The organism is Embleya sp. NPDC005971 (assembly GCF_040629175.1).
Classification (GTDB): domain Bacteria; phylum Actinomycetota; class Actinomycetes; order Streptomycetales; family Streptomycetaceae; genus Embleya.
Genome location: NZ_JBEXUX010000012.1, coordinates 77,956 through 100,271, shown reverse-complemented (window position 1 = coordinate 100,271; position 22,316 = coordinate 77,956). Strand labels below are relative to the sequence as shown.

26 protein-coding genes are annotated in these 22,316 nt (G+C 71.4%); 15 read left to right on the top strand and 11 right to left on the bottom strand.

Translation table 11 applies throughout. From position 1 onward, the window contains the following. Positions 1-16: 16 nt before the first annotated feature. Together ABZ374_RS13615 and ABZ374_RS13610 are read left to right on the top strand one after the other, a co-directional pair. Positions 17-520, top strand: a complete 504-nt coding sequence (locus ABZ374_RS13615; RefSeq protein WP_360310342.1) for a hypothetical protein — start codon at positions 17-19, stop codon at positions 518-520. An 80-nt stretch (positions 521-600) separates the two neighbouring features. Then, a complete protein-coding gene (locus tag ABZ374_RS13610; RefSeq protein WP_360310340.1) occupies positions 601-1,086 on the top strand; it encodes a DUF1269 domain-containing protein in 486 nt (161 codons plus the stop codon). A gap of 57 nt (positions 1,087-1,143) precedes the next feature. Here the strand turns inward: ABZ374_RS13610 and ABZ374_RS13605 are convergent, their stop codons facing one another. Next, on the bottom strand, positions 1,144-2,799 hold the full coding sequence (locus ABZ374_RS13605) for a tetratricopeptide repeat protein (RefSeq protein WP_360310338.1): 1,656 nt from the start codon (positions 2,797-2,799) through the stop codon (positions 1,144-1,146). Between the two features lie 18 nt (positions 2,800-2,817). Beyond that, on the bottom strand, positions 2,818-3,780 hold the full coding sequence (locus ABZ374_RS13600; protein ID WP_360310336.1) for a DMT family transporter: 963 nt from the start codon (positions 3,778-3,780) through the stop codon (positions 2,818-2,820). Positions 3,781-3,998: 218 nt separating this feature from the next. On the opposite strand from ABZ374_RS13600, the gene ABZ374_RS13595 reads away from it, so the two are divergent. Next, a complete protein-coding gene (locus ABZ374_RS13595; protein WP_360310334.1) occupies positions 3,999-4,757 on the top strand; it encodes a rhomboid-like protein in 759 nt (252 codons plus the stop codon). Here the strand turns inward: ABZ374_RS13595 and ABZ374_RS13590 are convergent. After that, a complete protein-coding gene (locus ABZ374_RS13590) occupies positions 4,748-5,224 on the bottom strand; it encodes a hypothetical protein (RefSeq protein ID WP_360310332.1) in 477 nt (158 codons plus the stop codon). The genes ABZ374_RS13595 and ABZ374_RS13590 overlap by 10 nt on opposite strands. 294 nt (positions 5,225-5,518) lie before the next feature. Between ABZ374_RS13590 and ABZ374_RS13585 the strand changes: the two genes are divergently transcribed. The 8 genes from ABZ374_RS13585 (at position 5,519) to ABZ374_RS13550 (ending at position 12,842) form a co-directional block, all read left to right on the top strand. Further along, positions 5,519-5,722, top strand: a complete 204-nt coding sequence (locus tag ABZ374_RS13585) for a cold-shock protein (protein ID WP_020554660.1) — start codon at positions 5,519-5,521, stop codon at positions 5,720-5,722. A gap of 378 nt (positions 5,723-6,100) precedes the next feature. Then, positions 6,101-7,669, top strand: a complete 1,569-nt coding sequence (locus tag ABZ374_RS13580) for a DEAD/DEAH box helicase (protein WP_360310330.1) — start codon at positions 6,101-6,103, stop codon at positions 7,667-7,669. 415 nt (positions 7,670-8,084) lie between these two features. Continuing rightward, entirely contained in the window at positions 8,085-9,140 is a 1,056-nt protein-coding gene (locus ABZ374_RS13575; RefSeq protein ID WP_360310328.1) for an Ig-like domain-containing protein, read from the top strand. Beyond that, the gene (locus tag ABZ374_RS13570) at positions 9,110-10,066 is read left to right on the top strand and encodes a protein kinase (protein ID WP_360310326.1); all 957 of its coding nucleotides are present in this window, start codon (positions 9,110-9,112) and stop codon (positions 10,064-10,066) included. Before ABZ374_RS13575 ends, ABZ374_RS13570 begins: the two co-directional genes overlap by 31 nt. After that, complete coding sequence (locus ABZ374_RS13565) at positions 10,039-10,323, top strand: hypothetical protein (RefSeq protein ID WP_360310324.1); 285 nt, start codon at positions 10,039-10,041, stop codon at positions 10,321-10,323. The genes ABZ374_RS13570 and ABZ374_RS13565 overlap by 28 nt, the downstream gene beginning before the upstream one ends. A 160-nt stretch (positions 10,324-10,483) precedes the next feature. Then, complete coding sequence (locus ABZ374_RS13560; protein WP_360310322.1) at positions 10,484-10,939, top strand: tellurite resistance TerB family protein; 456 nt, start codon at positions 10,484-10,486, stop codon at positions 10,937-10,939. 152 nt (positions 10,940-11,091) lie between these two features. Then, positions 11,092-11,679: a hypothetical protein gene (locus ABZ374_RS13555; protein WP_360310320.1), complete on the top strand. Its 588-nt coding sequence runs from the start codon at positions 11,092-11,094 to the stop codon at positions 11,677-11,679. Beyond that, complete coding sequence (locus tag ABZ374_RS13550) at positions 11,676-12,842, top strand: PrsW family intramembrane metalloprotease (protein ID WP_360310318.1); 1,167 nt, start codon at positions 11,676-11,678, stop codon at positions 12,840-12,842. The genes ABZ374_RS13555 and ABZ374_RS13550 overlap by 4 nt, the downstream gene beginning before the upstream one ends. A gap of 349 nt (positions 12,843-13,191) precedes the next feature. Here the strand turns inward: ABZ374_RS13550 and trxA are convergent, their stop codons facing one another. Next, complete coding sequence (gene trxA, locus ABZ374_RS13545; protein WP_360310316.1) at positions 13,192-13,563, bottom strand: thioredoxin; 372 nt, start codon at positions 13,561-13,563, stop codon at positions 13,192-13,194. Positions 13,564-13,835: 272 nt separating this feature from the next. On the opposite strand from trxA, the gene ABZ374_RS13540 reads away from it, so the two are divergent. Then, positions 13,836-14,096, top strand: coding sequence for a hypothetical protein (locus ABZ374_RS13540; protein ID WP_020554669.1), 261 nt, complete (start codon positions 13,836-13,838; stop codon positions 14,094-14,096). Positions 14,097-14,208: 112 nt separating this feature from the next. Here ABZ374_RS13540 and ABZ374_RS13535 read toward each other — a convergent pair whose 3' ends face one another. The 4 genes from ABZ374_RS13535 to ABZ374_RS13520 form a co-directional block, all read right to left on the bottom strand. Further along, positions 14,209-15,069, bottom strand: a complete 861-nt coding sequence (locus tag ABZ374_RS13535; protein WP_360310314.1) for a hypothetical protein — start codon at positions 15,067-15,069, stop codon at positions 14,209-14,211. Between the two features lie 129 nt (positions 15,070-15,198). Continuing rightward, positions 15,199-16,011, bottom strand: a complete 813-nt coding sequence (locus tag ABZ374_RS13530; RefSeq protein WP_360310312.1) for a serine hydrolase domain-containing protein — start codon at positions 16,009-16,011, stop codon at positions 15,199-15,201. A gap of 11 nt (positions 16,012-16,022) precedes the next feature. Further along, on the bottom strand, positions 16,023-16,556 hold the full coding sequence (locus tag ABZ374_RS13525; RefSeq protein ID WP_360310310.1) for a hypothetical protein: 534 nt from the start codon (positions 16,554-16,556) through the stop codon (positions 16,023-16,025). 29 nt (positions 16,557-16,585) lie between these two features. Then, a complete protein-coding gene (locus ABZ374_RS13520) occupies positions 16,586-16,891 on the bottom strand; it encodes a GNAT family N-acetyltransferase (RefSeq protein ID WP_360310308.1) in 306 nt (101 codons plus the stop codon). Positions 16,892-17,102: 211 nt separating this feature from the next. Between ABZ374_RS13520 and ABZ374_RS13515 the strand changes: the two genes are divergently transcribed. After that, positions 17,103-17,924, top strand: coding sequence for an SDR family oxidoreductase (locus ABZ374_RS13515; RefSeq protein ID WP_360310306.1), 822 nt, complete (start codon positions 17,103-17,105; stop codon positions 17,922-17,924). A gap of 217 nt (positions 17,925-18,141) precedes the next feature. Then, positions 18,142-18,786, top strand: a complete 645-nt coding sequence (locus ABZ374_RS13510) for a restriction endonuclease (protein ID WP_360310304.1) — start codon at positions 18,142-18,144, stop codon at positions 18,784-18,786. An 82-nt stretch (positions 18,787-18,868) separates the two neighbouring features. Here the strand turns inward: ABZ374_RS13510 and ABZ374_RS13505 are convergent, their stop codons facing one another. Both ABZ374_RS13505 and ABZ374_RS13500 read right to left on the bottom strand, forming a co-directional pair. Then, the gene (locus tag ABZ374_RS13505; protein WP_360310302.1) at positions 18,869-19,081 is read right to left on the bottom strand and encodes a zinc ribbon domain-containing protein; all 213 of its coding nucleotides are present in this window, start codon (positions 19,079-19,081) and stop codon (positions 18,869-18,871) included. Between the two features lie 41 nt (positions 19,082-19,122). Then, on the bottom strand, positions 19,123-19,443 hold the full coding sequence (locus ABZ374_RS13500; protein WP_360310300.1) for an antibiotic biosynthesis monooxygenase: 321 nt from the start codon (positions 19,441-19,443) through the stop codon (positions 19,123-19,125). A 215-nt stretch (positions 19,444-19,658) separates the two neighbouring features. On the opposite strand from ABZ374_RS13500, the gene ABZ374_RS13495 reads away from it, so the two are divergent. Then, positions 19,659-19,937 carry a hypothetical protein gene (locus ABZ374_RS13495; RefSeq protein WP_360310298.1) on the top strand — a complete coding sequence of 93 codons (279 nt, stop codon included), beginning with the start codon at positions 19,659-19,661 and terminating at the stop codon, positions 19,935-19,937. Positions 19,938-20,001: 64 nt separating this feature from the next. On the opposite strand, the gene ABZ374_RS13490 is transcribed toward ABZ374_RS13495, so the two are convergent. Further along, positions 20,002-22,296: a collagenase gene (locus ABZ374_RS13490; protein WP_360310296.1), complete on the bottom strand. Its 2,295-nt coding sequence runs from the start codon at positions 22,294-22,296 to the stop codon at positions 20,002-20,004. Positions 22,297-22,316: the final 20 nt, after the last annotated feature.

Below are 22,316 nucleotides of genomic sequence, written 5' to 3'. Positions count from 1 at the left end.
GGGTTGGGAGTAGGCCATGAACAGCAAAACCCGCATGTCGGGCGCTTGGTCCGGGTGGGTGGCTTTCGCCGGATGCACCCTGCTCGTCCTGGGTGTCCTCAACCTCTTCCAGGGGTTCACGGCACTGTTCTCGGACGGGTACTTCGTCACCCGTTCCGGTGATCTCCTGGTGTGGAACTACAACACGTGGGGCGTCATCCTGCTGATCTTCGGCGGGTTGCAACTGCTCGTCGGTGGGGGGCTGCTCACCGGTGCGACCTGGGCCCGCGTGATCGGTACGTTCCTGGTGATGTTGAACATCATCGGTGAGATCGGCTTCCTGGCCGCGCACCCGGTCTGGTCCACCATCGTGATCGCGCTGGACCTGGTGGTCCTGTTCGCGCTGACCGTGCGCTGGGACGCCGCCCAGGGCTACTACTCGGACGAGACGGTGTCCGAGTGGCGGGCCCGGGACGAGAGCCGCCGCATGGGCACCGGAGCGCACCGCCGGGACGCCGAGCACGAGGGACCGATGGAGTAACAGGCCACACCACCCGCCACGCACGGACCCCCCGGGGCCCGTGCGTGGCTCTTCGTCCGCATCGATGTCGGAGGTCTTGCGTGTCCACGCTCACCGTCTGGAAGTTCCCCACCGCGCACGGCGCGGCCGATGCCGAACAGACGCTGCTCACGCTCCAGAAGCAGGAACTCGTCCGGGTACACGACGCGGCCGTGGTGTCGTGGCCCGCGGACGCCAAGAAGCCCAAGACCAAGCAGCTCAACAGCCTCACCGGGATCGGCGCGCTGTCCGGCACCTTCTGGGGCATGCTCTTCGGCCTGATCTTCTTCGTGCCGCTGCTGGGCGCCGCGATCGGCGCCGCGGCGGGCGCGCTCGGCGGCAGCATGAGCGACGTCGGCATCGACGACGACTTCGTCGCCGAGGTGCGCCGGCAGATCACCCCGGGCACCTCCGCGCTGTTCGTGATGACCTCGAACGTGGTGGTGGACCGGGTGCACGAGGCGTTCGGCGGGGCCCAGGCCGAACTGGTGCGCAGCAACCTGTCCAACGACCAGGAGGCCAAGCTCCGCGAGGTCTTCGCGGACTGACGGCGGTCCGTGCCGGTGGGCGGACCCGCCGGGGGTCCGCCCACCGCCCACGCGGCACTACGAGCGCAGCCACATCGCTTCCCCGCCGCGGCCCTGGGCGTCCAGGAAACGGGCGAGTTGGCCGGCGGCCGCCGGGTGTGCCTCGGCCAGGGCGCGCCGGTACATCTCCTCCGCCTCGCGGGTGCGACCGCGGCGCTCCAGCAGGCCGGCGAGCACGATCGCGGCCTCCGGGTGGCCCTCGACCAACGCACGACGGCAGAGCTTCTCCGCCTCCTTCAGCCGACCGCGCGCGCCCAGCAACCCGGCCAGGTTGACCGCGGCGTCCGGGTGGCCCTGTGCGTAGGCGTGCCGGAACAACTGCTCGGCCTCGTCCGGGCGCCCGGAGCCGGCCAGGAGCAGGCCCAGGTTGTTCGCGGCGTCGTCGTGGCCGTGGGCCGAGGCGTGCCGGAAGAGCATCTCGGCCTCCGGGGTCCGGCCCAGGCGCACCAGCAGTCGGCCCAGGTTGTTCGCCGCGTCCGGGTGGCCCTGCGCCAACGCGCGGCGGTACAACTCCTCGGCCTCACCGGCTCGATCGGTGGCCGCGAGCAGGTCGGCGAGGTCGTTCGCGGCCTCCGGGTGGTTGCGGGCCAGGGCCTCGCGGTACAGCGCCTCGGCCTCGGTCTCGCGGCCGGTGTCCGCGAGGTGGTAGGCGAGTTGCACCGCGGCGTCCGGATCGCCGGACGCCGCGGCCCGGCGGAGTTGCGGCTCGTCGTCCTCGTCGGCTGCCGCCGCGGCCGCCGCGACGGGGGGCGGGAACACGGGCGGGCCGAGCGGGGGCTGCGGCGGGGCGGGCGGGGGCGGTACCGGCGGAGCCGGCATCAGCGGCGGGGCGGCGGGCGGGCGGGGGCGGTCCGCCGGGGGCGGCGGGGGCGTCTCGGTCAGCCGCGCGGCGACCGAGGCCGCGTCGGCCGGGCGCTGCGCGGGATCCTTCGCCAACAGGTCCAGGACCAGCCTGCTCAGGTGCGCCGGCACGTCCACGCCGCGCCGCTCGGGCGGTTCCGGGATCGCGTCGAGCTGGGCGCAGACCGTGGCGGCCACGTCGCCGGTGCCGAACGGCGGTGTGCCGGTGAGCAGTTCGTAGAGCACGCAGCCCAGTGCGTACAGATCCGAGCGGGGCTCGGCGGGCTGCCCGCGCAGTCGTTCCGGCGCGGTGTAGGCGAGTGTCCCCAGCAGGCGTGTGCCGGTCGTGGCGACCGCCGCGAGGTGCCGGGCGAGGCCGAGGTCGAGCACTCGGACCCGGTCGTCCTCGCCCACGAACAGGTCGGCGGGCTTGAGGTCGCCGTGCACCAGACCGGCCCGGTGCGCGTGTTCGAGCGCGGCGCAGACCTGCGCCGCCCACGCCACCGCGTTCGCGGGCTCGGGCAGACCCGCGCCCAGCGTCGCCCGCAGATCGCGGCCGGTGAGCAACTCGGTGACCAGGAACGGCGTGCCGTCGGTGTCCCGCCCCACGTCGAGCACGGCGACCAGGCCCGGATGCGCCGGCGCCGCCGCGGCGCGCACCTCGTGCACGAACCGCGCCGCGGCCTCGTCGTCGGGCGGGCCGTGCAGCAGCTTGACCGCGACGTCGCGGGACTCGGTGCGATCGTGCGCGGCCCAGACCCGACCGAGCCCGCCGCGACCGCGCTGTTCGAGGAGTTCGTACCGATCCGCCAGGACCCGACCCACCGCTGTCACGACATCTCCCTCGTCCGGTCATCGTCCGGGGAGATCCTGCCGCACCGGCGGCCCTTCGGCGGCCTTCGGGTCGAACCCGGTCACCGGTCGGCGGGCACCACCCCGGGAGACCGCGACGCCGGCCAGGCACAGCGCGCCGCCGAGGAAGGTCAGCGGGCCGGGCACCTCGTCCAGGAATACCCAGGCGAGCAGCACCACGATGGCCGGCACCGCGTACGTGGTGCTGCCCATCCTGCCCGCGGTGGTCCGGGCCAGTGCGTACGCCCACGTGGTGAAGCCCAGCGCGGTGGGAAAGATGCCCAGGTAGATCACGTTCAGCGTGGCCGAGAGCGGTGCGTCGGCGGTCTGCTCGACCAGTTGCCCGGCGAACGGCAGGCAACAGAGCATGCCGATGAAGCAGCCGTACGCGGTGACCTGGAGCGCGGAGGTGTGTCGCAGCGCGGGCTTTTGCGCGACCACGCCGGCCGCGTAGGACAGCGCGGCGAGCACGCACAGGCCCACGCCCAGCAGCGGCGCCCCGCCGCCGTCCGACATCGAGACGCCCACCACGACCGCGCCCGCGAACGAGACGGCGATGCCGGCGAGCAGGCGCGGTGCGAAGCCCTCCTTGAGCAACCAACCGCCGAGCAGCGCGATCGCGATCGGGCCGATGTTGACCACCATCGCCGCGGTGCCCGCGTCCACCTTGCGCTCGCCCCAGTTCAGCACCGCCATGTAGACGCCGAACCACAACACCCCGGAGAGCAGGATGCCGGGCCACGCGGCGCGCGGCGGGAAACCCTCGCGGCGCACCAGCACGATCGTGCCGAGCACCAGCGAACCGGCGAACATCCGCCCCAGGGCCAGCGCCCCGGGGGCGAAATGCGCGCCCGCGCTGCGGATGGACACGAACGCGGACGCCCAGAACACCACCGTGACGCACGCCGCGGCGACGGCGCGCCGATCGACGCCGGTCGCCGGGCGAAGACGTGTCTCCGACATTGCTTGGACCCCCTGTGCCGGCGGCCCGGGTGGGCCGCTGCCGAAGCGTTCACCGGTGGCGGACGCGCTGACGAACACGACGCTAGGGGCGGGTCGTTTCGGTGCCCACCGAATCGTCGACCGTCCGATTCGGGGACCGGGCCGCGGCGACCCGGCCGGGTGATGCAGCATGGTGGTTTCGCGCCGCGTCCCCGCGCCGGCACAAGGAGAGTCGCACCGTGAGTCGGAACCCCGCGAGCCAACTGCGCGGCCTCGTCGGATATCCGCGACGCAGCCCGGCGACCTTCGCCGTACTGTTCCTGCTCGCGATCACCGGGGTCGTGGTCGGCCGGCTGATGTCCGAGACCGCCGCAGATCGGCTCCTGGACGAGATCAGCACGAACCTCGACAACCTGCACCACCATCCGCTGCGCGCGATGGCGGGCAGCCTGATGGTCGCGGACGTACACGGCACCCTGCTCGGCAACGTGCTGACGATCGGGTTCGGGCTCGGAGTGTGCATGGCGTTCCTGGAGCACCGGGTCGGCACGCTGCGCGCGGTCGGCGTCACGGTGCTCGGACACGTGGGTGCGACGCTCGTCACAGCGGTGGTGCTGACCGTGGCGATCGACGCCGGAACCTATCCGGAGGACACCCGGTACTCGCTCGACTACGGGGTGAGCTACGCCTCGATGGCGGCCATAGCGGCGGTCACCCCGCTGCTGTCCCGGTGGTTGCGGCCCTGGTGGGCGCTCGTCTGCCTGCTGTACCCGTTCTCGTCCGTCGAGTGGTTCGGCGCGTTGCCGGACTTCACCACGATCGGGCACGTCTCGGCGGCGCTGATCGGGCTCGGAGCCGGCTACCTGTTCTCCGGACGGCTGCGGCCGGCGCCGCGGCCGGAGCTTGCCGACGTCGGGCTCCCGCCGGCTGCGACCGTGCTTCCGGAGGCCGGGAACGGGTCGGCGCAGCCGGACGGGGCACGTTCGACTCAGCCCTGAACCGGCGGCACCCGCCACTCGATCTGCACCCGCTCCTCCAGCGGCAGTTCCGCCGGGCCGAGCGCCACGTGGTCGATGACGTAGCGGAAGAGCAGCACCACCGCGTCCGACTCCATCTCCGGCAGGCTCTTCCGGGTGGCCCCGAGCACGTCCAGGAGGAGTACCGGGTCGGACTCCAACTCCTCGATCTCCTCGGCCAGTTCGGCGTCGATGTCGTCACCGGCGGCGAGCGCCGCGATGGACCGGGCGACGAAGGTGGGTTCGGATTCCAGGCGCACCAGCACCTGCTCGGTGACGAACGCGTCGAGCAGGTCGGCGTCGATGTCGATGTCGCCACCGGCGCATCCGCAGCCGTCGCCGCAGCCACCGGTCGCGCTGACGTCCTCCAGGGTGAGGGGGGTGCCGATGGCGGAGAGGGAGATCGGCTGGGCCGAGTCGTCGGACGCGGGGAAGTCGGAGGAGGACACGCGAACCCTTCGGGGAAGCTGGGAGGTGGCCGGGGACCGGCGGAGCGTCCATGGTCGCACCCGGTGTGCGAGCGTGCGGCCGGCACAAGATCGGGAGGATCCCGCCGGCCGGGCCCTCCGGCGTGCTAACGTTAATTGCTGCTGTGGTTCCCATGGAATTTTCTGTGCGCCTGCTGGTTGTAGCCAACAGGTGCACTTTTGTTTTTCCGGTGTCCATCTCCGGGCGGGGTAATCAGCAACGATTCGGGTTTCGCAGGGTGCGAGATCCCGGTACTGCCCCGAAGGGGAAGATACGTGGCTACTGGCACCGTGAAGTGGTTCAACGGAGAAAAGGGCTTCGGCTTCATCGAGCAGGACGGTGGCGGCCCCGACGTCTTCGCCCACTACTCGAACATCAACGCTCAGGGCTTCCGTGAGCTGCAGGAGGGCCAGAAGGTCTCCTTCGACGTCACGCAGGGCCAGAAGGGCCCGCAGGCGGAGAACATCAACATCGTCTGACCTGTCTCATGGGCGTGGCTTCGGCCGCGCAGCGAGGGCCCGCGCCGCAAGGTGCGGGCCCTTCCCGTGGCCGGCTGCCCTTCGGGGCGACGGTCCTTCCGATCGGGAAGGCCACGGTGTACCACCCCAGGCGGATGCTCCGCGTCCGCCGATCAGGACCCTGCCCGACGCGACCTCGTCGCGCGGCCTCGCACGGTCCGGCACATCGGCCGCCGCTCTTCGGCAGGCGCCCGACCGTTGCGCACTATCTCGACGCGAGTGATCCCGAGTCACCACGTCGGTTCTTTTTCAGCTAGTCCGGCTCGTTCTTGCGACTCCTTGTGCGGCGTCATGCCGCGGAGACGTCCTCGATACGCGCCGCATCGAGGAAGGTTCTCCATGAATCGCACCCCCCGCTCCAACGACCGATACAGCCGCAGCGGCGGCAGCTCCGCCGGCCGCAGTGGTGGCTACGGCGGCGGCTCCGGTGGCGGCCGAGGCCGCGGCGGCGCCCCGTCGGGCAACCGTCGCAAGCCGATGACCGCGGCTCCCGTGGCCGAGTTCGCGCTGCCGGTCAGCACCACGCCGTCGCTGCCCGCGGTGAACTCGTTCGCCGAGCTGGACATGCCCAAGCCGATGTTGGCCGCGCTCACCCGGCAGGGTGTCACCGAGCCGTTCCCGATCCAGTCGGCCACGCTGCCCAACGCGCTGGTCGGGCGGGACGTGCTCGGTCGCGGTCGGACCGGCTCGGGCAAGACGCTCGCGTTCGGCCTCGCGATGCTCGCCCGGATCGCCGGTCGGCGGGCCGAGAGCAAGCAGCCGCTCGCCCTGGTCCTGGTGCCCACCCGCGAACTCGCGCAGCAGGTCACCGACGCGCTGATGCCGTACGCCAACTCGGTCCAGCTTCGGATGACCACGGTCGTCGGCGGCATGTCGATCGGTCGGCAGGCCAGCTCGCTGCGCAACGGCGCCGAGGTCGTGGTGGCCACCCCGGGCCGACTCAAGGACCTGATCGACCGCGGCGACGCGCGGCTGGACGCGGTCGGCATCACGGTGCTCGACGAGGCCGACCAGATGGCCGACATGGGCTTCATGCCGCAGGTCACCGCGCTGCTCGACCAGGTGCAGCCGGACGGTCAGCGGATGTTGTTCTCGGCCACGCTCGACCGCAACGTCGACCGCCTGGTCAAGCGCTTCCTGTCCGACCCGGTCGTGCACTCGGTCGACCCCTCGCAGGGCGCGGTCACCACGATGGAGCACCACGTGCTGCATGTGACCGAGGCCGACAAGCACACCGCCGCGACGCACATCGCGGCGCGTGAGGGCCGGGTGATCATGTTCATGGACACCAAGCACGCGGTGGACCGGCTCACCCGCCAGATGTTGCAGAGCGGCGTGCGCGCCGCGGCGCTGCACGGCGGCAAGTCGCAGCCGCAGCGCACCCGCACGCTGGAGCAGTTCAAGAGCGGGCACGTCACCGCGCTGATCGCGACCAACGTCGCGGCGCGCGGCATCCACGTGGACGGGCTGGACCTGGTCGTCAACATCGACCCGCCGACCGACCACAAGGACTACCTGCACCGCGGCGGTCGTACCGCGCGCGCCGGCGAGTCGGGCAGCGTCGTGACGCTGGTCACGCCGAACCAGCGCCGCGAGATGGCCCGCCTGATGATGATCGCCGGCATCGAGGCGTCGACCATCCAGGTCCGCTCGGGCGACGAGGAACTCACCCGCGTCACCGGCGCCCAGGTGCCCTCGGGCATCCCGGTCGTGATCTCCTCGCCGGTCTCCGAGACCCCGCGTCGCGGTGGCTCGGCCGGTGGCCGCGGTCGCGGTCGTCGGCCCGGCCAGGGTGGCGGCAGCGGTACCGGACGTCGTCCGTCCACCGCGGCCGGTGCCGCCTCGACCCGTACCGGTGGGACCACCGCCGGCGGCGGCGCCCCGCGTCGGCGCACCGCCGCCGCGTAGCCGCCGTTCGCCGCCCGTGCGGCGGACGATCGCCGACTCCGCACGGTGAGCGAATACCAACTCCGAAGCCGCGCCCGGGATTTCTTTCCCGGGCGCGGCTTCGTGCCGTGCCGGGCTTGGCGGTTGCATCCAGGCGGTGTCGACACCGTCACACCCCGCCCGGGCATGGGGAATTGCTCCGCATTGTTACTGTTGAACGATTCCCGGTCGTCCAGATTCGTGAGGTCAGCACGTGCGAAAGCCCCTGATATCCGGCTCCCGCAAGGGAATTCGTGTGGTTGCGCTGCCGTTGGCGGCGGCTGCCGTACTGCTTGCGGGATGTGGCTCGGGAGGGGCCGACAAAGCGGCGAAGTCGGACGCGGCACAGGCGAAGCCGGGCTCGGACGAGAATGAGGCGAAGGACACACCGGCGCGGGTGAGCGTGGATCCGGCGGACGGCACCCAGGGCGTGGCGCCGGGCAAGCCGGTCACGGTGACCGCGGACGCCGGCACGCTGGCCTCGGTGCGCGTGGTGGACGCGGACAACCGGGCGCTGGAGGGCACGGTGGCGCCGGACGGCCGGACCTGGACCTCGACCACCCGGACCGTGCCGGGCGCGGCCTACACGGTGACCGCCACCACGCGCGGCAAGAAGGGGGCGGAGTCCTCGGCCACCACCCGGTTCGGCACCCTCAAGGCCGACATCGTGAACAAGGTCACACTGCGACCGGCCAACGGCGGCACGTTCGGCGTCGGCCAGCCGGTGTCGATCATGTTCGACCACGCGGTCAAGGACAAGGCCGAGGTCGAGCGCAACCTCAAGGTGGCCACGAGCACGAACGTCGAGGGCTCGTGGGGCTGGACCAAGGACCAGTCCGGCAAGGACCGGGTCGACTGGCGGCCGCGCGAGTTCTGGCCCAGTGGTACGAAGGTCACTCTGAACGCGAACCTGGCGGGTGTGGCCAGCGCTCCGGGCACCTACTTCGCCCGCGACTACGAGAGCAGCTTCACGGTCGGCACGAACCGGGTCGTCGAGGTGGACATCACCAAGAAGCGGCTGACCGTGGTCGAGGACGGCGTCGCGGTCAAGACGCTCAAGATGTCGGCCGGTTCGAGCGAGTTCCCCACCCGCGGCGGCACGCACGTGATCCTGAACAAGAACGCCAAGGAGACGCTCGACTCGACCACGGTCGGCCTCGGCGACAGCTACAAGCTCCCGGACGTCCCGTGGGTGGTGCACTTCACCTCGTCGGGCACCTTCTTCCACTCGGCCGACTGGAACACCGCCAACATCGGCGTCGCCAACACCAGCCACGGCTGCGTCGGGATGACCATCCCGGACGCCGAGTGGTTCTACAACCGGGTCCAGGTCGGCGACCCGGTCGTGGTCAAGGGCTCGTCCAACACCGAGGCCACCGAGCCCGGCAACGGCTTCGGCAACTGGCAGCTGACCTACGACCAGTGGAAGGCCAAGAGCGCCCTGGCGGGCTGACCCCCGACCGCCGAACCGCTCCCGAACCGATCTCGCTGCGCGAGGCGGTCCGGACGCACGGACCGCTGTCCGAGGAGGCGGTCCGGGCGCTGGGCGCCGGGCTCGCCGCCGCGCTGGTGACCGTGCACGAGGTTCGGCTGGTGCATCGCGACCTCAAGCCCTCCAACGTGCTGCTCACGCTGGATGGTCCTCGGGTGATCGACTTCGGGATCGCCCGGGCCGCCGACGCCACCGCGCTGACCACCACCGGGGTGTTCGTCGGGTCGCCCGCGTTCATGTCGCCGGAGCAGGCCGACGGCCGGGAGAGCGGCCGGCGACGTGTTCTCGCTCGGTTCGGTGCTCGTGCACGCGGCGACCGGCGTCGGGCCGTTCGGCGAGGGGCGCACATGTACCGGGTGATCGGCCACGAGCCGAACCTGTCCCGGGTGCCCTACTCGATGCACCCGGTGATCGAGGCGTGCCTGCACAAGGACCCGGAGCAGCGCCCGACCCCGGAGCAGATCGTCGCGGCGCTCGCTCCCGACGGGAACCCGCGCGTGTTGTTCGGGCCCGGTTGGCTGCCGGGCGGCGTGGTGGAGGTGATGGCCCGGCGGGCGGTGGACCTGCTGGAGATCGAGACCGAGCCGGAGCCGGCCGCCGATCTCGCACCGACCCGGGTGGCGGGCGCGGAGCCCACGCGCGTGGCGGGGGAGCAGGGGACTCGACTCGCCCCGGAGTCGACACCGGCGGGCCCGGCGCGGCCGAGCGGGAGCCGGCGCGGATGGTGGTGGAAGTACCCGCTGAGGACAAGCCGGCCGCGCGAAAGGCGCCGGAGCCGCAGGTCTCGGCACCGCTGGAACTGCCGATCGAGTTGGCGCACAAGTGGGAGGGGATCCTTCCGGCGACCGAGGACCCCAATGTGCCGCTCAAGATCGTGGTCACGATGAGCAAGGGTCGGATCGGCGATCCGGTCGGCCGGGTCACGTACATGAACCGCTACAACTCGGTGATGTGCGAGGCGCCGATGAGCCTGAAGGAATACACCAGGGGTCGGATCGTGCCGGGCGGCGGCATTCGGCCGGACAACTTCGGCTTCTGCACGCGCAACGACGTGGTCCTGTCGATCGTGGCCGACGGGACGCTCGAATTCGCCTCCACCGACAGCTACAACCGGACCTTCGCCGCGACGCTGGGCGGGGTGTGAGCGCGCCGCCGGCCGGATCGGTCGGCGGTCGGTCGTCCGGCGCGGCGCCGGTGGATTGCCGAATGGATTCTGCAACCGTCGTGGGGGAGAGGTATCTTCTACGAGTCTGTAGATCAACGGCTCGAAGCGTACCTGCGTGTGCGAGAGACAGAGGACTCCGATGGCTCTGTGGGACAAGTTCAAGCAGTCGGCCCAGACGATGCAGGGGCAACTGGAGGCGAAGAAGAACGAGTTGAAGAGTGGTGGCTTCCGGGACGCGAGCATGGCGATCTGTGCGCTGGTGGCCGCGGCCGACGGCTCGATCGACCCGGCCGAGCGGCAGCGGGTCACCACGCTGATCACCACCAACGACGTGCTGCGCAACTTCGCCGCGAGCGACCTGGAGCAGCGTTTCGAGGCATACCTGGCCAAGCTCACCGCCGACTTCGAGCTGGGCAAGGTGTCCCTGCTCCAGGACATCGCGAAGGTCAAGAAGAAGCCGACCGAGGCGCGTGCGGTGGTCCAGATCGGCATCGTCATCGGCGGCGCCGACGGCCACTTCGACAAGACGGAGCAGGCCGTCGTGCGGGACGCGTGCTTCGCACTCGACCTCGCGCCGGTCGAGTTCGGGCTCTGATTCAGGTCGGGCCCCCGATTCCGCTCGGGCCCTGATTCCGGGTGGGTTCGCCGGCGGGGCGTGCGCACCCGTCAACCCTTTCGAGGGATCGATTCCGCCCGACGGCCGATGTTCGTCGGGCGGAATCGGGGGGCCCGTCGGACGTTGGAGACATGACCGACGCCCGCATGCGTTCCGGGCCGCGGCGAGCTCGTTGGTGGGGGCCGCTCGCGGTTGCCGCCGTGTTGGTACTGCTCGCCGGCGGGTGGCCGCTGATCGGGTCGTGGATCTCCGGGGACGAGCGGATCACGACGGGCACGGTGTTCCGGGTCGGGCCGGACGGGCACCGCGCGTGGTTTCGGGTCGGCTCCGGGTGGACGTTGGACCAGGCGGCGACCACGCCCTCGCGGGTGTTCGTACTGCGGCACGGCGACGTGGACCTGTCGATCGCGTACATCTCACTGCCCCGGGCCGAGGACGCGGACGCGTTGTGGAGCGGGCTGCGCAGGACGATCCGGGTCGGCGACCCGCATGCCCGGCTCGGTCCGCCGGCGCCGTTGATCGCCGACGCCGGGGCGCAGGGCATGGCCGGCACGCTGATCCGGGGCGGCGACACCGGGCGGGCGGTGATCTATCCGGGCCCCGAGGACGCGTTCGCGATCCGGCTGCTCGCGCTCGCGCCGGCACGGACCACCGACCCGCAATGGTTGCCGGTGCGGGACGTGCTGCGGTCGCTGACGTTCACCGAGGAGGCCGCGTGAGCGCTGTCCCGGTCCGGCCGGCCGGCGAGCGTCCGGCGCCGATCGCCGGGACGGTGGCGCTGCTCGGGTGCCTGTTCGGCCTCGCGGTGATCGGTTACGAGTACCTCGACGTGGTGCGGGTGTTCCCGGCGGCGGCCGCGCTCGCGGGCTTTCTGCTTCTGCTCACCCTGGGCGTGGGCTATCTGTTGCCCCGGCGGATCCGACCGGTCGTCGCGCCCGGGCACGAGGCCTCGCTCGTCTGCGTCGGCTGGGGGATGACCGCCGCGACCGGGTGCGCGATCCCGGCCAACAGCGGGCTCGGCGGGATCTGGGCCAAGACCCTGGGCGTCGACTTCGCCGACGCGTGGGGCGCCGCGTCGACCGCGCCGTTCAACGAGGAGACGCTCAAGGTGTGCGGCGTGTTGATGCTCGCGCTGATCGCCTCGCGCGTGATCCGCGCGCCGATCGACGGGTGGGTGTACGGGGCGCTGGTCGGCCTGGGCTTCCAGGTGGTGGAGAACCTGCTGTACGCGCTGAACGCCATCCTGTTGGACGGTGCGACCGACCCCGGCGCGTCCGTGAACGCGTCGTTCGTACTGCGCGTGGGGATCACCGGGTGGGGTTCGCACTGGGCGATGAGTGCGGTGGCCGGCACCGGTATCGGCTACCTGGTCGCCCGCGACGGTCGACCGCTCGGCCGACGGGTGGTGGTCGCGCTCGGCTGCTGGGGGACGGCGATGGGGATGCACTGGCTCTTCAACGCGCCGGTCCTGCCCGGGTGGCGCGGCACGGTGCTGAAGGTCGTGGTGAACCTGGTGATCGCGCTGTTGGTCTACCGCTCCGCCCGCCGGCACTATCTGGCCCGGTTCCGCGAGGTGGCCGCCGAGGAGGCGGCGACCGGTGCGATCCGCCCGGAGGAGGCCGCGTTGTTGCCGCGCCGACGCGGTCGCCGACAGGCCCGGGGCGGCCCGCGTCCCCGCGCGACGCGGGTGCTGATCGGCGAGATCGAGGATGCCCAACTCGCGCTCGTGGCCGCCCGAATCGCACGCGCGGACCCGCCGTCCCGACCGCCGGCCGAGGACCTGCGCGTGGAGATCGCGACCCTGCGTTCGCACCTGCGCGGGACCCGGACCGGTGGCCGGCCGGCCGGCCCGGACGCACCCGGCGCGGCACCGGGGCCGTGAGGGTGTGCGGGGAGCCTTTGCAAGTTCGCGGCGGTGGAGTTCTACTTGAGGGAGCGAGAGGGGTCCGATACGGATAGACGCGGAGGAGCGGTCGAGATCGGGCCGCGCACCGCGCAATCAGGATCCGCGAGAAGTGGATGGGCCCCTCTCGACCGCCTCGTCGTGCGTCGTGGTTGCGCGGCCGGGCGGGTCGGTGACCCGGTTCGACGACTCGGTCACCTGGAGCAGGCGACACGGAAGCCCGCCGGACATCGGTCCGACGGGCTTCCGGGCTGTCGGCGATTTACTTGTCCGCGCTGTTACGGACCCACTGCCGCGGGTCGCCACCGACGCGGCCGGGGCGCGAGGGTCAGCCCTGGGCGGCTATCTTGCGCTTGACCTCGTCCATGTCCAGGCCCTGCGCCTGCTTGATCAGGTCGACGAGTGCGGCCTCCGGGAGCGCGCCCGGCTGCGAGAACACCACGACGCCGTCCCGGACCAGCATCACGGTCGGGATGGACTGGATCGAGAACGCCTGCGCGAGATCGGTTTCCGCCTCGGTGTCCACCTTGGCGAACACCACGTCGGGGGTCGCCTCCGAGACCTTTTCGAAGGTCGGCGCGAACGACCGGCAGGGCCCGCACCACGACGCCCAGAAATCGAGCACGGTCAGCCCGTCGCCGGATACGACCTCTTCGAAGTTCTCCTTGGTCAGTGCGACCGTGGCCATGCGTCCTCCCAAACGTTCGTGCCCCGTGTGTTGCCTGTCCGGCGGTACGTGCCTGTCAACAGGCGCGGGGGCGCGGGCATTCCTGGACTCCTTCCCCGGCTCGACCGAGCGACTCCGGGAGCGGGTCACGAGTCGGCGCCGAGGCGGCGGGGTCCGTCGGGAGCTGCCGGGGCCGCGGACGATACGGCTGTGTACGCCCCGTGATCCCAGCCGTCACACCCGCACCATAGGCTTGTTCGGACCGGTGCCGAACGCCGGTTTCCGTGCAGCCGAGGAGTCCCGCCATGCGCTACACCCGCCGCAGCGTCGTCAGTCTCGCCCCGGCCGAACCCGGCTGGGACGTCGAGGTGACCAAGGCCGGCGAAGAGGCCGTTCTGTGCCCCGTCATCGGCTGGGCCATCGTCGTGCTCGACACCAGCGCCGAGGGGCTGACCGAGACCGCGATCGAGCCCGCGTTCGTCTACGACGGTGCCGTGTACACCCCGGCCGAACTGGCGCACTCGATCGGTGAGCTGGACTACCAGATCATCGAACCCGAGGAGTGATCGGGCCGCGATCGGGCGCCGCCCGGTCGTGGTGTCTCGGCTCGGATCGGCTCGGATCGGCTCCCGTCGCACGGTCGGCGGGAGCCGTCGGCATGTGGTGGCTCGCCCGGCCCTACGGATTCGACTCGTCGGGCGGGTGGGCGTCGTCGGGCTCGCCCTCGGCGAATCGGGACAGGGCGATCGCGCCGGCCACGGCCAGCACGAAGCCGGCCAGGGCGAGCGGGACGTACGGGCCGGGGCGGCTGTGGTCGCCGAGGAAGAGCAGGCCGACGCCGGCGGGCAGCACGGTCTCGCCGACCACGAGTGCGGCGGCCACCGAGGTGACCGCGCCGCTCTGCAGCGCGACCGTGTACAGCAGGAAGGTCAGTGCGGCGCCCAGGAGCAGCGCGTAGGCGGCCGGGTCGCGAAGCAGCGCGGCCGGGGACAGGTCGGTGAGCACGCGCGTGGCCAGCGCGATCAGGCCGAAGCCGAGTCCGGAGAGCAGGCCGAGCAGGCGTGAGCGCCAGGGTTCGCCCGCTCGCGCGCAGCCCCACCCGGCCAGGCCCAGCAGCGCGACGCAGCCCAGGAGCGACCAGCGGAAGGCGGCGTGGGTGTGTGCGGGCCCCTCGTGTCCCGCGGAGACGCCGAGCAGGGCCAGGCCCGCGCAGACGGCGGCGACGGCGCCCCACTCGCGGCTGTGCAATCGGGCGCCCAGGACCGGGACGGCCAGCACCGCGGTGACCGCGAGGTTGGCCGACTGGGCGGCCTCGACGGCGAAGATCGGCAGCTCGCGCAGCGCGACGAACTGGCAGACGTACCCGGCCAGATCGAGTCCGATGCCGAGGACGAAGGGCCATTGCCCCAGGGCCCGGACCAGGACCCTGGGGTCGAGCCCGCTCGCGCTCGCGGTGCGCCGCGCGCCCAGGGCCTGGAATACGGTCGCGACGCCGTAACAGAGCGCGGCGGCGAGCGCCGCGAGCACGGAGAACAACACGGTTCGACGGTATGCGCCGCCGGGTCCGGGTCGGCGCAGGACGGGCGGGGCGAAGGGGTGACTCGGCGTGCGGCCGCCGCCCCGCAGCGAACTGCCGCTCCGGGACGCCCGGTTGGCCGGATCGGCGGATCAGCGCAGTTCGGCGACCACGGCGTCGTTGAGCACCGGCCAGACCTGGGCGGCCCACGGGCCGAACTCGCGGTCCGTCAGGCACACACAGGCCGCGTCCAGCTCCGGGTCCACCCACAGGAACGTGCCGCACGCGCCGAAGTGGCCATAGGTCGCGGGCGAGTTGGTGGTCCCGGTCCAGTGTGGCGACTTGTGGCCGCGGATCTCGAAGCCCAGCCCCCAGTCGTTGGGCCGCCGGGTGCCGTAGCCCGGCAGTACGCCGTCCAGGCCGGGGAAGACCACACCGGTGGCCTCGCGCACCGTCTCCGGGGCGAGCAGGCGCGGGGCGAGCAGCTCGGCCGCGAACCGGCTCAGGTCGCGCACGGTGGAGATGCCGCCGGCCGCGGGGGAGTCGCCGATCGTGGTCTCGGTCATGCCCAGCGGCGCGAAGACCGCCTGGCGGACGTACTCGCCGAACGGGATGTCGCACGCCTTCTCGATGGTGGCCCCGAGCAGGTTGAAGCCGGTGTTCGAGTAGATGCGCTTGCGACCGGGCCCGGCGAGGACGCGGTCCTCGTCGAAGGCCAGGCCCGAGGTGTGCGCCTGGAGGTGGCGGATCGTGGATCCCGGTGGGCCGGCCGCGTCGCCGGGATCGATCGCGCCCTCCTCGATCGCGGCGAGCGCCGCGTACGCGGTGAGCAACTTGGTCACCGAGGCGAGTCGGAACGGCTCGTCCACCGGGCCGTGCTCACCCTTGACCACCCCGTCCCGGGTGATCACGGCGGCAGCGGCCTTCCCGACGGGCCAGGTGTCGATCATGCGCAGGCTGTTCACGGGAGTCGAGCCTACGGTGAGCCCACGCGGGCGCCCAACCGAGGGAGCAGATCATGCATCAGGGCGGCCAGTTCGTGCGCACACGCGACGAAATCGGCGACCTCGCCGCCGCCCGGGTCGACCACGTCCTCCCAGTCCGGTTCGAGTTCGACCGAGGCGAGGTCGAGCCCGGCGAGCCGAGGGGCCAGGGGTCGGTCCGTCGGGCCGGCGGCGGGCAGGTCGCGGACCAGGCGTTTGAGCGTCGCGGTGCGGGCGGCGCCGTGCGGGTGGTGCCGACGGATGTACTGGACCTGTTGGTACTCCTGGGTGATCACCAGGTCGGCGGCGGCCACGTGCGCGTCGGTGAGTTGGGTGCTGCGGTGTCCGGGCGCCCACAGGCCCAGTTCGGCCAGGGCGCTGCGGGTGCGCCAACTGATCGCCAGGCCCTCGACCACGAAGGTGCCGGCCGTGGCCACCGGCCAATCGGGTCGGGCCGTCCGGGCGAGCTCGCCCGCGATCACCGAGCGGGTGGCGTTGCCGGTGCAGACGAAGAGCAGCGAGGTCATCCGCACATGATGGCGTCGTGGGTGCGGGGTCAGTCGGTGACCTTGCTCGGCGGGGCGTCGTAGACGAGGTCGAAGTAGTCGGGGTGCCTGCCGATCCAGGTCTTGACGAAGGGGCACAGCGGCAGGACCTTGCGATTGCCGGTGCGTACCCGATCGAGTGCCCCGCGGACGAGTGCGCTGCCGACGCCCTTGCCCTCGAACCTCGGGTCCACCTCCGTGTGGGTGAACACGATCAGCACGTCGGTGGTCATGTAGTCGGCGAAGCCGGCCAGGTCGCCGTCGATCCGGGCCTCGAAGCGGTTCTGTGCCGGGACGTCCTCGACCGTGATGTCCATGTGATCCCTCGTCTGCGTCGGTGTGGGGGTCGGCCGGTGCCGACCCGTCGGTCTCTCGAATCCATTCGAACGTATACCGGGGCGGGTCGCGACCGCGTCGATCGGCACTCCGGTGATCGTTTGCCGGAGCACCGCCGTTGACCTCGTGGGCGACCTGGGAGAGCATGCGCAGATCTGACGCATCGTCACATTCGCCGAGGAGGCACCATCCATGCTTGATCCCGAACCCCTCGCCGGTCAGGTCGCGGTCGTCACCGGAGGCGGCGCGGGCATCGGCGGCGGGGTCTCCCGGCTGCTGGCCCGAGCGGGTGCGCTCGTGGTGCTGAACGACATCGACGCGGATTGGGCCGAGCAGGCCCGAAAGGACATCGAGGCGGCCGGCGGCCGGGTGCGGGTGGTGCTCGGCGACATTCGCGAGTCGGCCACCGTGGAACGGCTGCGGGACGCCGCCGCGGCGGCGGGCGGCGCGGACGTACTCGTGAACAACGTCGGCGACTATCGGCCCTCGACCACCTTCCTGCGCAGCACGGAGGAGCAGTGGCGGGCGCTGCACGCGATCAACTTCGAGCATGTGTTGCGGGTCACCCACGCGGTGCTGCCGCAGATGATCGAGCGTGGCTCGGGAAGCATCGTGAACGTGTCCACCGTCGAGGCGCTGCGGGGCATCCCGGGCTGCCCGGTGTACTCCGCCTACAACGCGGCGATCATCGCGTTCACCAAGAGCCTCGCGGTGGACGTGGCGCGCAAGGGGGTCCGGGTCAACGCGATCGCGCCGGACATGGCGAACACGCCGCAGACGACATATGAGGCGAAATTGCGGGACCGTGACCCCGAGTTGATCGGTTCGTGGGTGCCGATGGCGCGATTCGGCGAACCCGATGACTACGCGAAGGTTGTGCTCTTCCTGGCGAGTGCCGCATCGTCGTATGTGACGGGTCATCTGATCCCGGTGGACGGCGGTACGACCGCCGCGAGCGGTTGGTACGGCAAGGCGGACGGTCGCGGGTGGACCAACCTGCCGGATGGTGCGTGAGTGGCATTTCGTAGGGTGTCCGGTTGTTGTTCGGGGCGGGAACCGAGCAGGTGTCCCAAACGTCGGGACAGCAATAGGGGAACGATGGTGTGACCGACCGAGTCGGTCGCGCCGATCGGATCGGGACGGCGTGAACGACACGAGCACGACCACGAATACGACGATGAGTACGACCACGTGCACGACCGGCCGAAGCGTCACCGGGGGGACGACGGACATGGCACGTACGAGGGTGAGGGCCTACCTCAATCTGGCCATCCTGGTCGCCGGGCTCGAACTCCTCGCCGTCGGGATCTGGTTCGTCCTCGAGGGTCTTCGGTTCGACCAGTCCGACGCCATGATGGTGGTCTACGTCGCGGCCGCGGCGGTGCTCGGTTCGGTCATCTGGCTGGTCGGATATCGGCCTCGGGCCGGGGAGTCGGCCGAATATTGCGACGACACCGCGCTGCGGGACGCGAAGGCCCGCCTGGACCGGATGGACCCGACCCGGCTGGCCGAGCACGTGGCCGAACTGTGCGAGCGGGACGGGCTGGCCGAGGTCGAGACGGTGCGCGTGGTCGAGGACGCGTACGCGGTGGACATCCACGCCAGGCGCGGCGACGGCACCCCGGCCCTGCTCCGCTGCCGCAGCGCGGAGGGCCCGGGCCCGGTGGCGGGCGGGGTGGTCGAGGACTTCGTATCCGCGCTCGCCGCCGGCCCGGACACGAAGCGGCCGGGGCCACTGCTCCTGGCGACCACGGCGGGCTGCTTCTCCACCAAGGCCGAAGCCCTCGCGGCCGGCGCCGGGGTGATCCTCCTCGACCGCTCGGCCCTCGCCCACTGGGAATGCGACAAGGAGATCCCGGAGGTCCTGGCCGCGTAGGCGTGGTCCACCCGGTGGGTCCTACCGCCGGGCGGTGCCGATCGTCGAGGGCTTCGGCGCGATGTGTCGGTCGGGTCGAAGGTCAGGCGCAGCAACCTCCGCCGCAGCAGCCTCCGCCGCCTCCGCCGCCCGTGCTGGGGGCGGAGGCGCCCGTTGCCACGGCGACGGTCGACAGGAGCTTTGTGCTGTCGGTGTGGCCGTCCGGGCAGGTGGCGGGGTCGTTCGCCGCCGACATCGGGCGGTTGAGTTCGTAGGTGAGTCCACAGGCGCGGCAGCGGTAGTCATAGCGAGGCATGGCGCCAAGGCTAGTACCGGGGCAGGCGTCGGCGGAGCGGGTCAGGCTTTCGGGCCGTTGCTTTGCACGACCTCGAAGGACCACAGGGCCGAGTCGGTGGAGGCGGGCTTGGGGCGCTCGGCGCCGTCGCCCTGTGCGTGGGCGGCCTGCATGTTCCCGGCCATCCACGCCTTGAAGTCCTCCTCGCTGCGCCAGCGGGTGTAGACGAGGTACTTGTCGGTCCCTTCGACCGGGCGCAGCAGCTCGAACCACTCGAAGCCGTCCTGCGAGTCCACCATCCCGGCGCGCGACGCGAATCGCTGCTCCAGGGTCTCCCGCATCTCGGCGGGTACGGTCAGCGCGTTGATCTTCACCACAGACATGACCCCAGTGTGCCCGACACGCGCCGGCGTGCCGCCCCCGCCCGGTGTGGCGCCGGCTCAAGGATTGCCGGTCATTCGGAACGGTCGTGCCAGGCCCCGGGGTTCCCCGGTGGCCATCCAAGCGACCGCCCAGGAGGGTCGGGCATCCGCGCGTCCGGGTTTGTCGCGCGAGACGTACGCTCGGAGATCCGGCTGCCGAGGAATATGCCGGAGAGGTGATTGCTCGGCTCGCACCGAAGGAGCCGGAAGGAAAATTGGTGCGCCGGGCCGCAGTCGCGCATCTCGACCCGGCCTTGATTCTGCTTGGCGTCGGCAAAATCGACGAGGCGTGCGACGCAGCCCGACGCGCCATCTCCTCGCGCAGGGTCGTGCCGTCCGGCCACTGGCGGGTGCTCGACGTCGTGAAGGTGGTCGAGGGCCGCCGTATGCCGGAGGCCGCCGACCTCAGGGCCGCCTATGACGGCTTGAAGCAGTCCGGGACCGCCTCCACCTGATCGGGCGTGGGACGGCCCCGGGCGCGGGGTGGGCAGCGCTCGGGGCCGTCGATCGGGGGTGTGGTCAGGGGCGGAGGGGGCCTTCGCAGGTGTAGGGGGAGGTGGCGGCGAGGGTGTTGGGCCAGGGGACCGGTGGGGCGAAGTGGCAGTTCATGTCGGCGAGGTTGTTCAGGGCCGCGCCGGCGCGGGTGAGGATGAAGTAGTCGACCGTGGCGGCCATGTCCTTGTGCATGCGGCCGGGGTCGGTCGAGCCGATGTTCGCGGTGATCGAGCCCTTGCAGGTGAAGCGCGGCTGGGCTTCCCGGGTCGCGGTGCACGAGGTCGGGTCGTTGGCGGTGGCCTGGCGGAAGACCTGGCGGATGTAGTCGGGCCCGGTCGCCGAGAGTCGGGCGGTCGGGGTGTAGGTGGCCACCGGGACGATCAGGTTGTCCACGCCGGCGATCTGCCGGTCGAGGTAGGTGTCGAACTCGGCCTGGAAGGTCGGTCCGCTGACCCGGTCCAGGAAGGCGTCGTAGCCGGCCACGTCGTTGCCGCGCAGGTGGGTGTACATCTCGGTGAGCAGGTCGGGGTGGTCGCGGCCGAGCATCGAGAAGAACGAACCGGAGTAGGCGTAGTAGCGGAAGAAGTAGCCGTCGTCGTCGTACTCGAAGTGCAGGGTCTCGCGGACGGTGGGGCGGCTGCCGTACTTCTGCACGTCCGAGATCACCTTGGTGACCAGTGACTTGCGCAGTTTCACGCCCTGGTCACGGGTCGAGCCGGCCAGGTATTCGGCCATGCCCTCGTCGAAGGCCGTCGTCCGGTTCTCCGCGTACCAGGGTCCCTGGCCGAACGAACCGGGCACCGCCCAGCGGCCGTTGAGGTAGTGGGTGTACTCGTGGCGGAACAACTCCTCCAACTGGAGGAGGGAATCACGCGGCACGACGCGCTGGTACGTGTAGAAGGTCGCGCCCTCCTCGATGTACAACCCGCCGTTGCCGGTCGAGTAGCCGTACAGGAACGGCTGGTAGGTGTGGTAGTCGGCCATGCTCGCGTAGAGCCGGACCGTCAGCTTGTGGTTCGGGTCGCCGGCGAGCGGCAGGTCGCTGCCGATCGTGCGGAAGAACTGCTCCTTGACCTGCTTGGACGCGTAGTACAACTGCTCGACGGTGGCCCGGTCGAGGGACGTGTGCACCTCGATGTCGCCCAGGTCGTAGGTGTACGTGTTCGGGAAGACCATCGCCTCGACGTCGGCCCGACACACGCCCGCGGCATGGCAACTGCCGTAGTTCTCCAGCCAGTGCGCGACCTCGCTCCACGGCACGGAGAACCGGCCGTACCAACCCTCCGTGTCGGTGAGCAGCGTGCCCAGGCCGGCCACGGTCTCCGCGGTCAGGCTCCCGATCTGCCCGAGTCGGCCGTACTCCAGCACGCCGTTGCGCAGCAGCCCCGACGTGCCCGGCGTGTTCAGGTGCCGGTAGCCGACGAATGCCTTGAGCCCGGCCCGGTACGCCGGATCGGCCTGCACGGCGGCGATGAAGCCCGCGTCGTGGTTGTAGATGCCGTGGTAGGCGATGTTCTGCGCGGCCAGCGTGGCGGCCGGGCGGTTCGGGCTCTGCCAGGCGTTGGTGGTGCCGTCCATGTCCCGGAACACCCGGGTAAGCAGCGGCAGTTGGTGCTGACGGACGCCGTCGACGTCGGCGCTGATCAGCACCTCGCGCAGCAGCGCGCCCGAGGTGGGGGTGACGTCGAACGCGTGCGGCCCGGCGCGGAAGGCGTCGGCCGCCGTGTTGATCGCCGCCACCACCGCCGGTCCGCGCAGGTCGATCGCCGGGTTGTCCCAGTCGAGATAGAGCGCGGCGTGCGTGAAGTACCAGAGTTCGTACAGGTGCGACGCGTTGGTGCCGTCGTAACCGGGCGCCAGCGCGGTGATCCGGGCCAGTACCGCCTGGAGGTGAGCCGGCGTCAGCACCCGGCCCAACTCGGGCGTATAGGTCCACAGGAAGCCGCGCAGGCAATCGGGTCCGACGTCGACGCGGGTGAGGAAGTCGACCAGCGCCGGTGGGGACAGTGCGGAGAACTCGGCGAGGGTGCACCCCGGCACCGCGGCGGCGGTCGTGGCGCGCTGGTGCGCGGGCGGGCCGAGCGGGAGGTCCGCCGGGGACGGGCCTCGGCCGGGTGCCTCGGCGTTGCTTGCGTCGGCCGGCCCCGGACCTCGGTCGGGGCCGAGCGAGAGCGGCGAGCCGATCCGGTCGACCTCGTCGCCCGGATCGGCCGCCGTCGCCGTGTTCGCTTGCCCGACCCGCGAGTTCGCGCTCGGGACGGGGGCGGCCGAGGCCGCCGCCGGTACTGCGATCGGCAGTACCGCGACGGCCAGCGCCAAGAGGGGAACGCTTGTGGCAA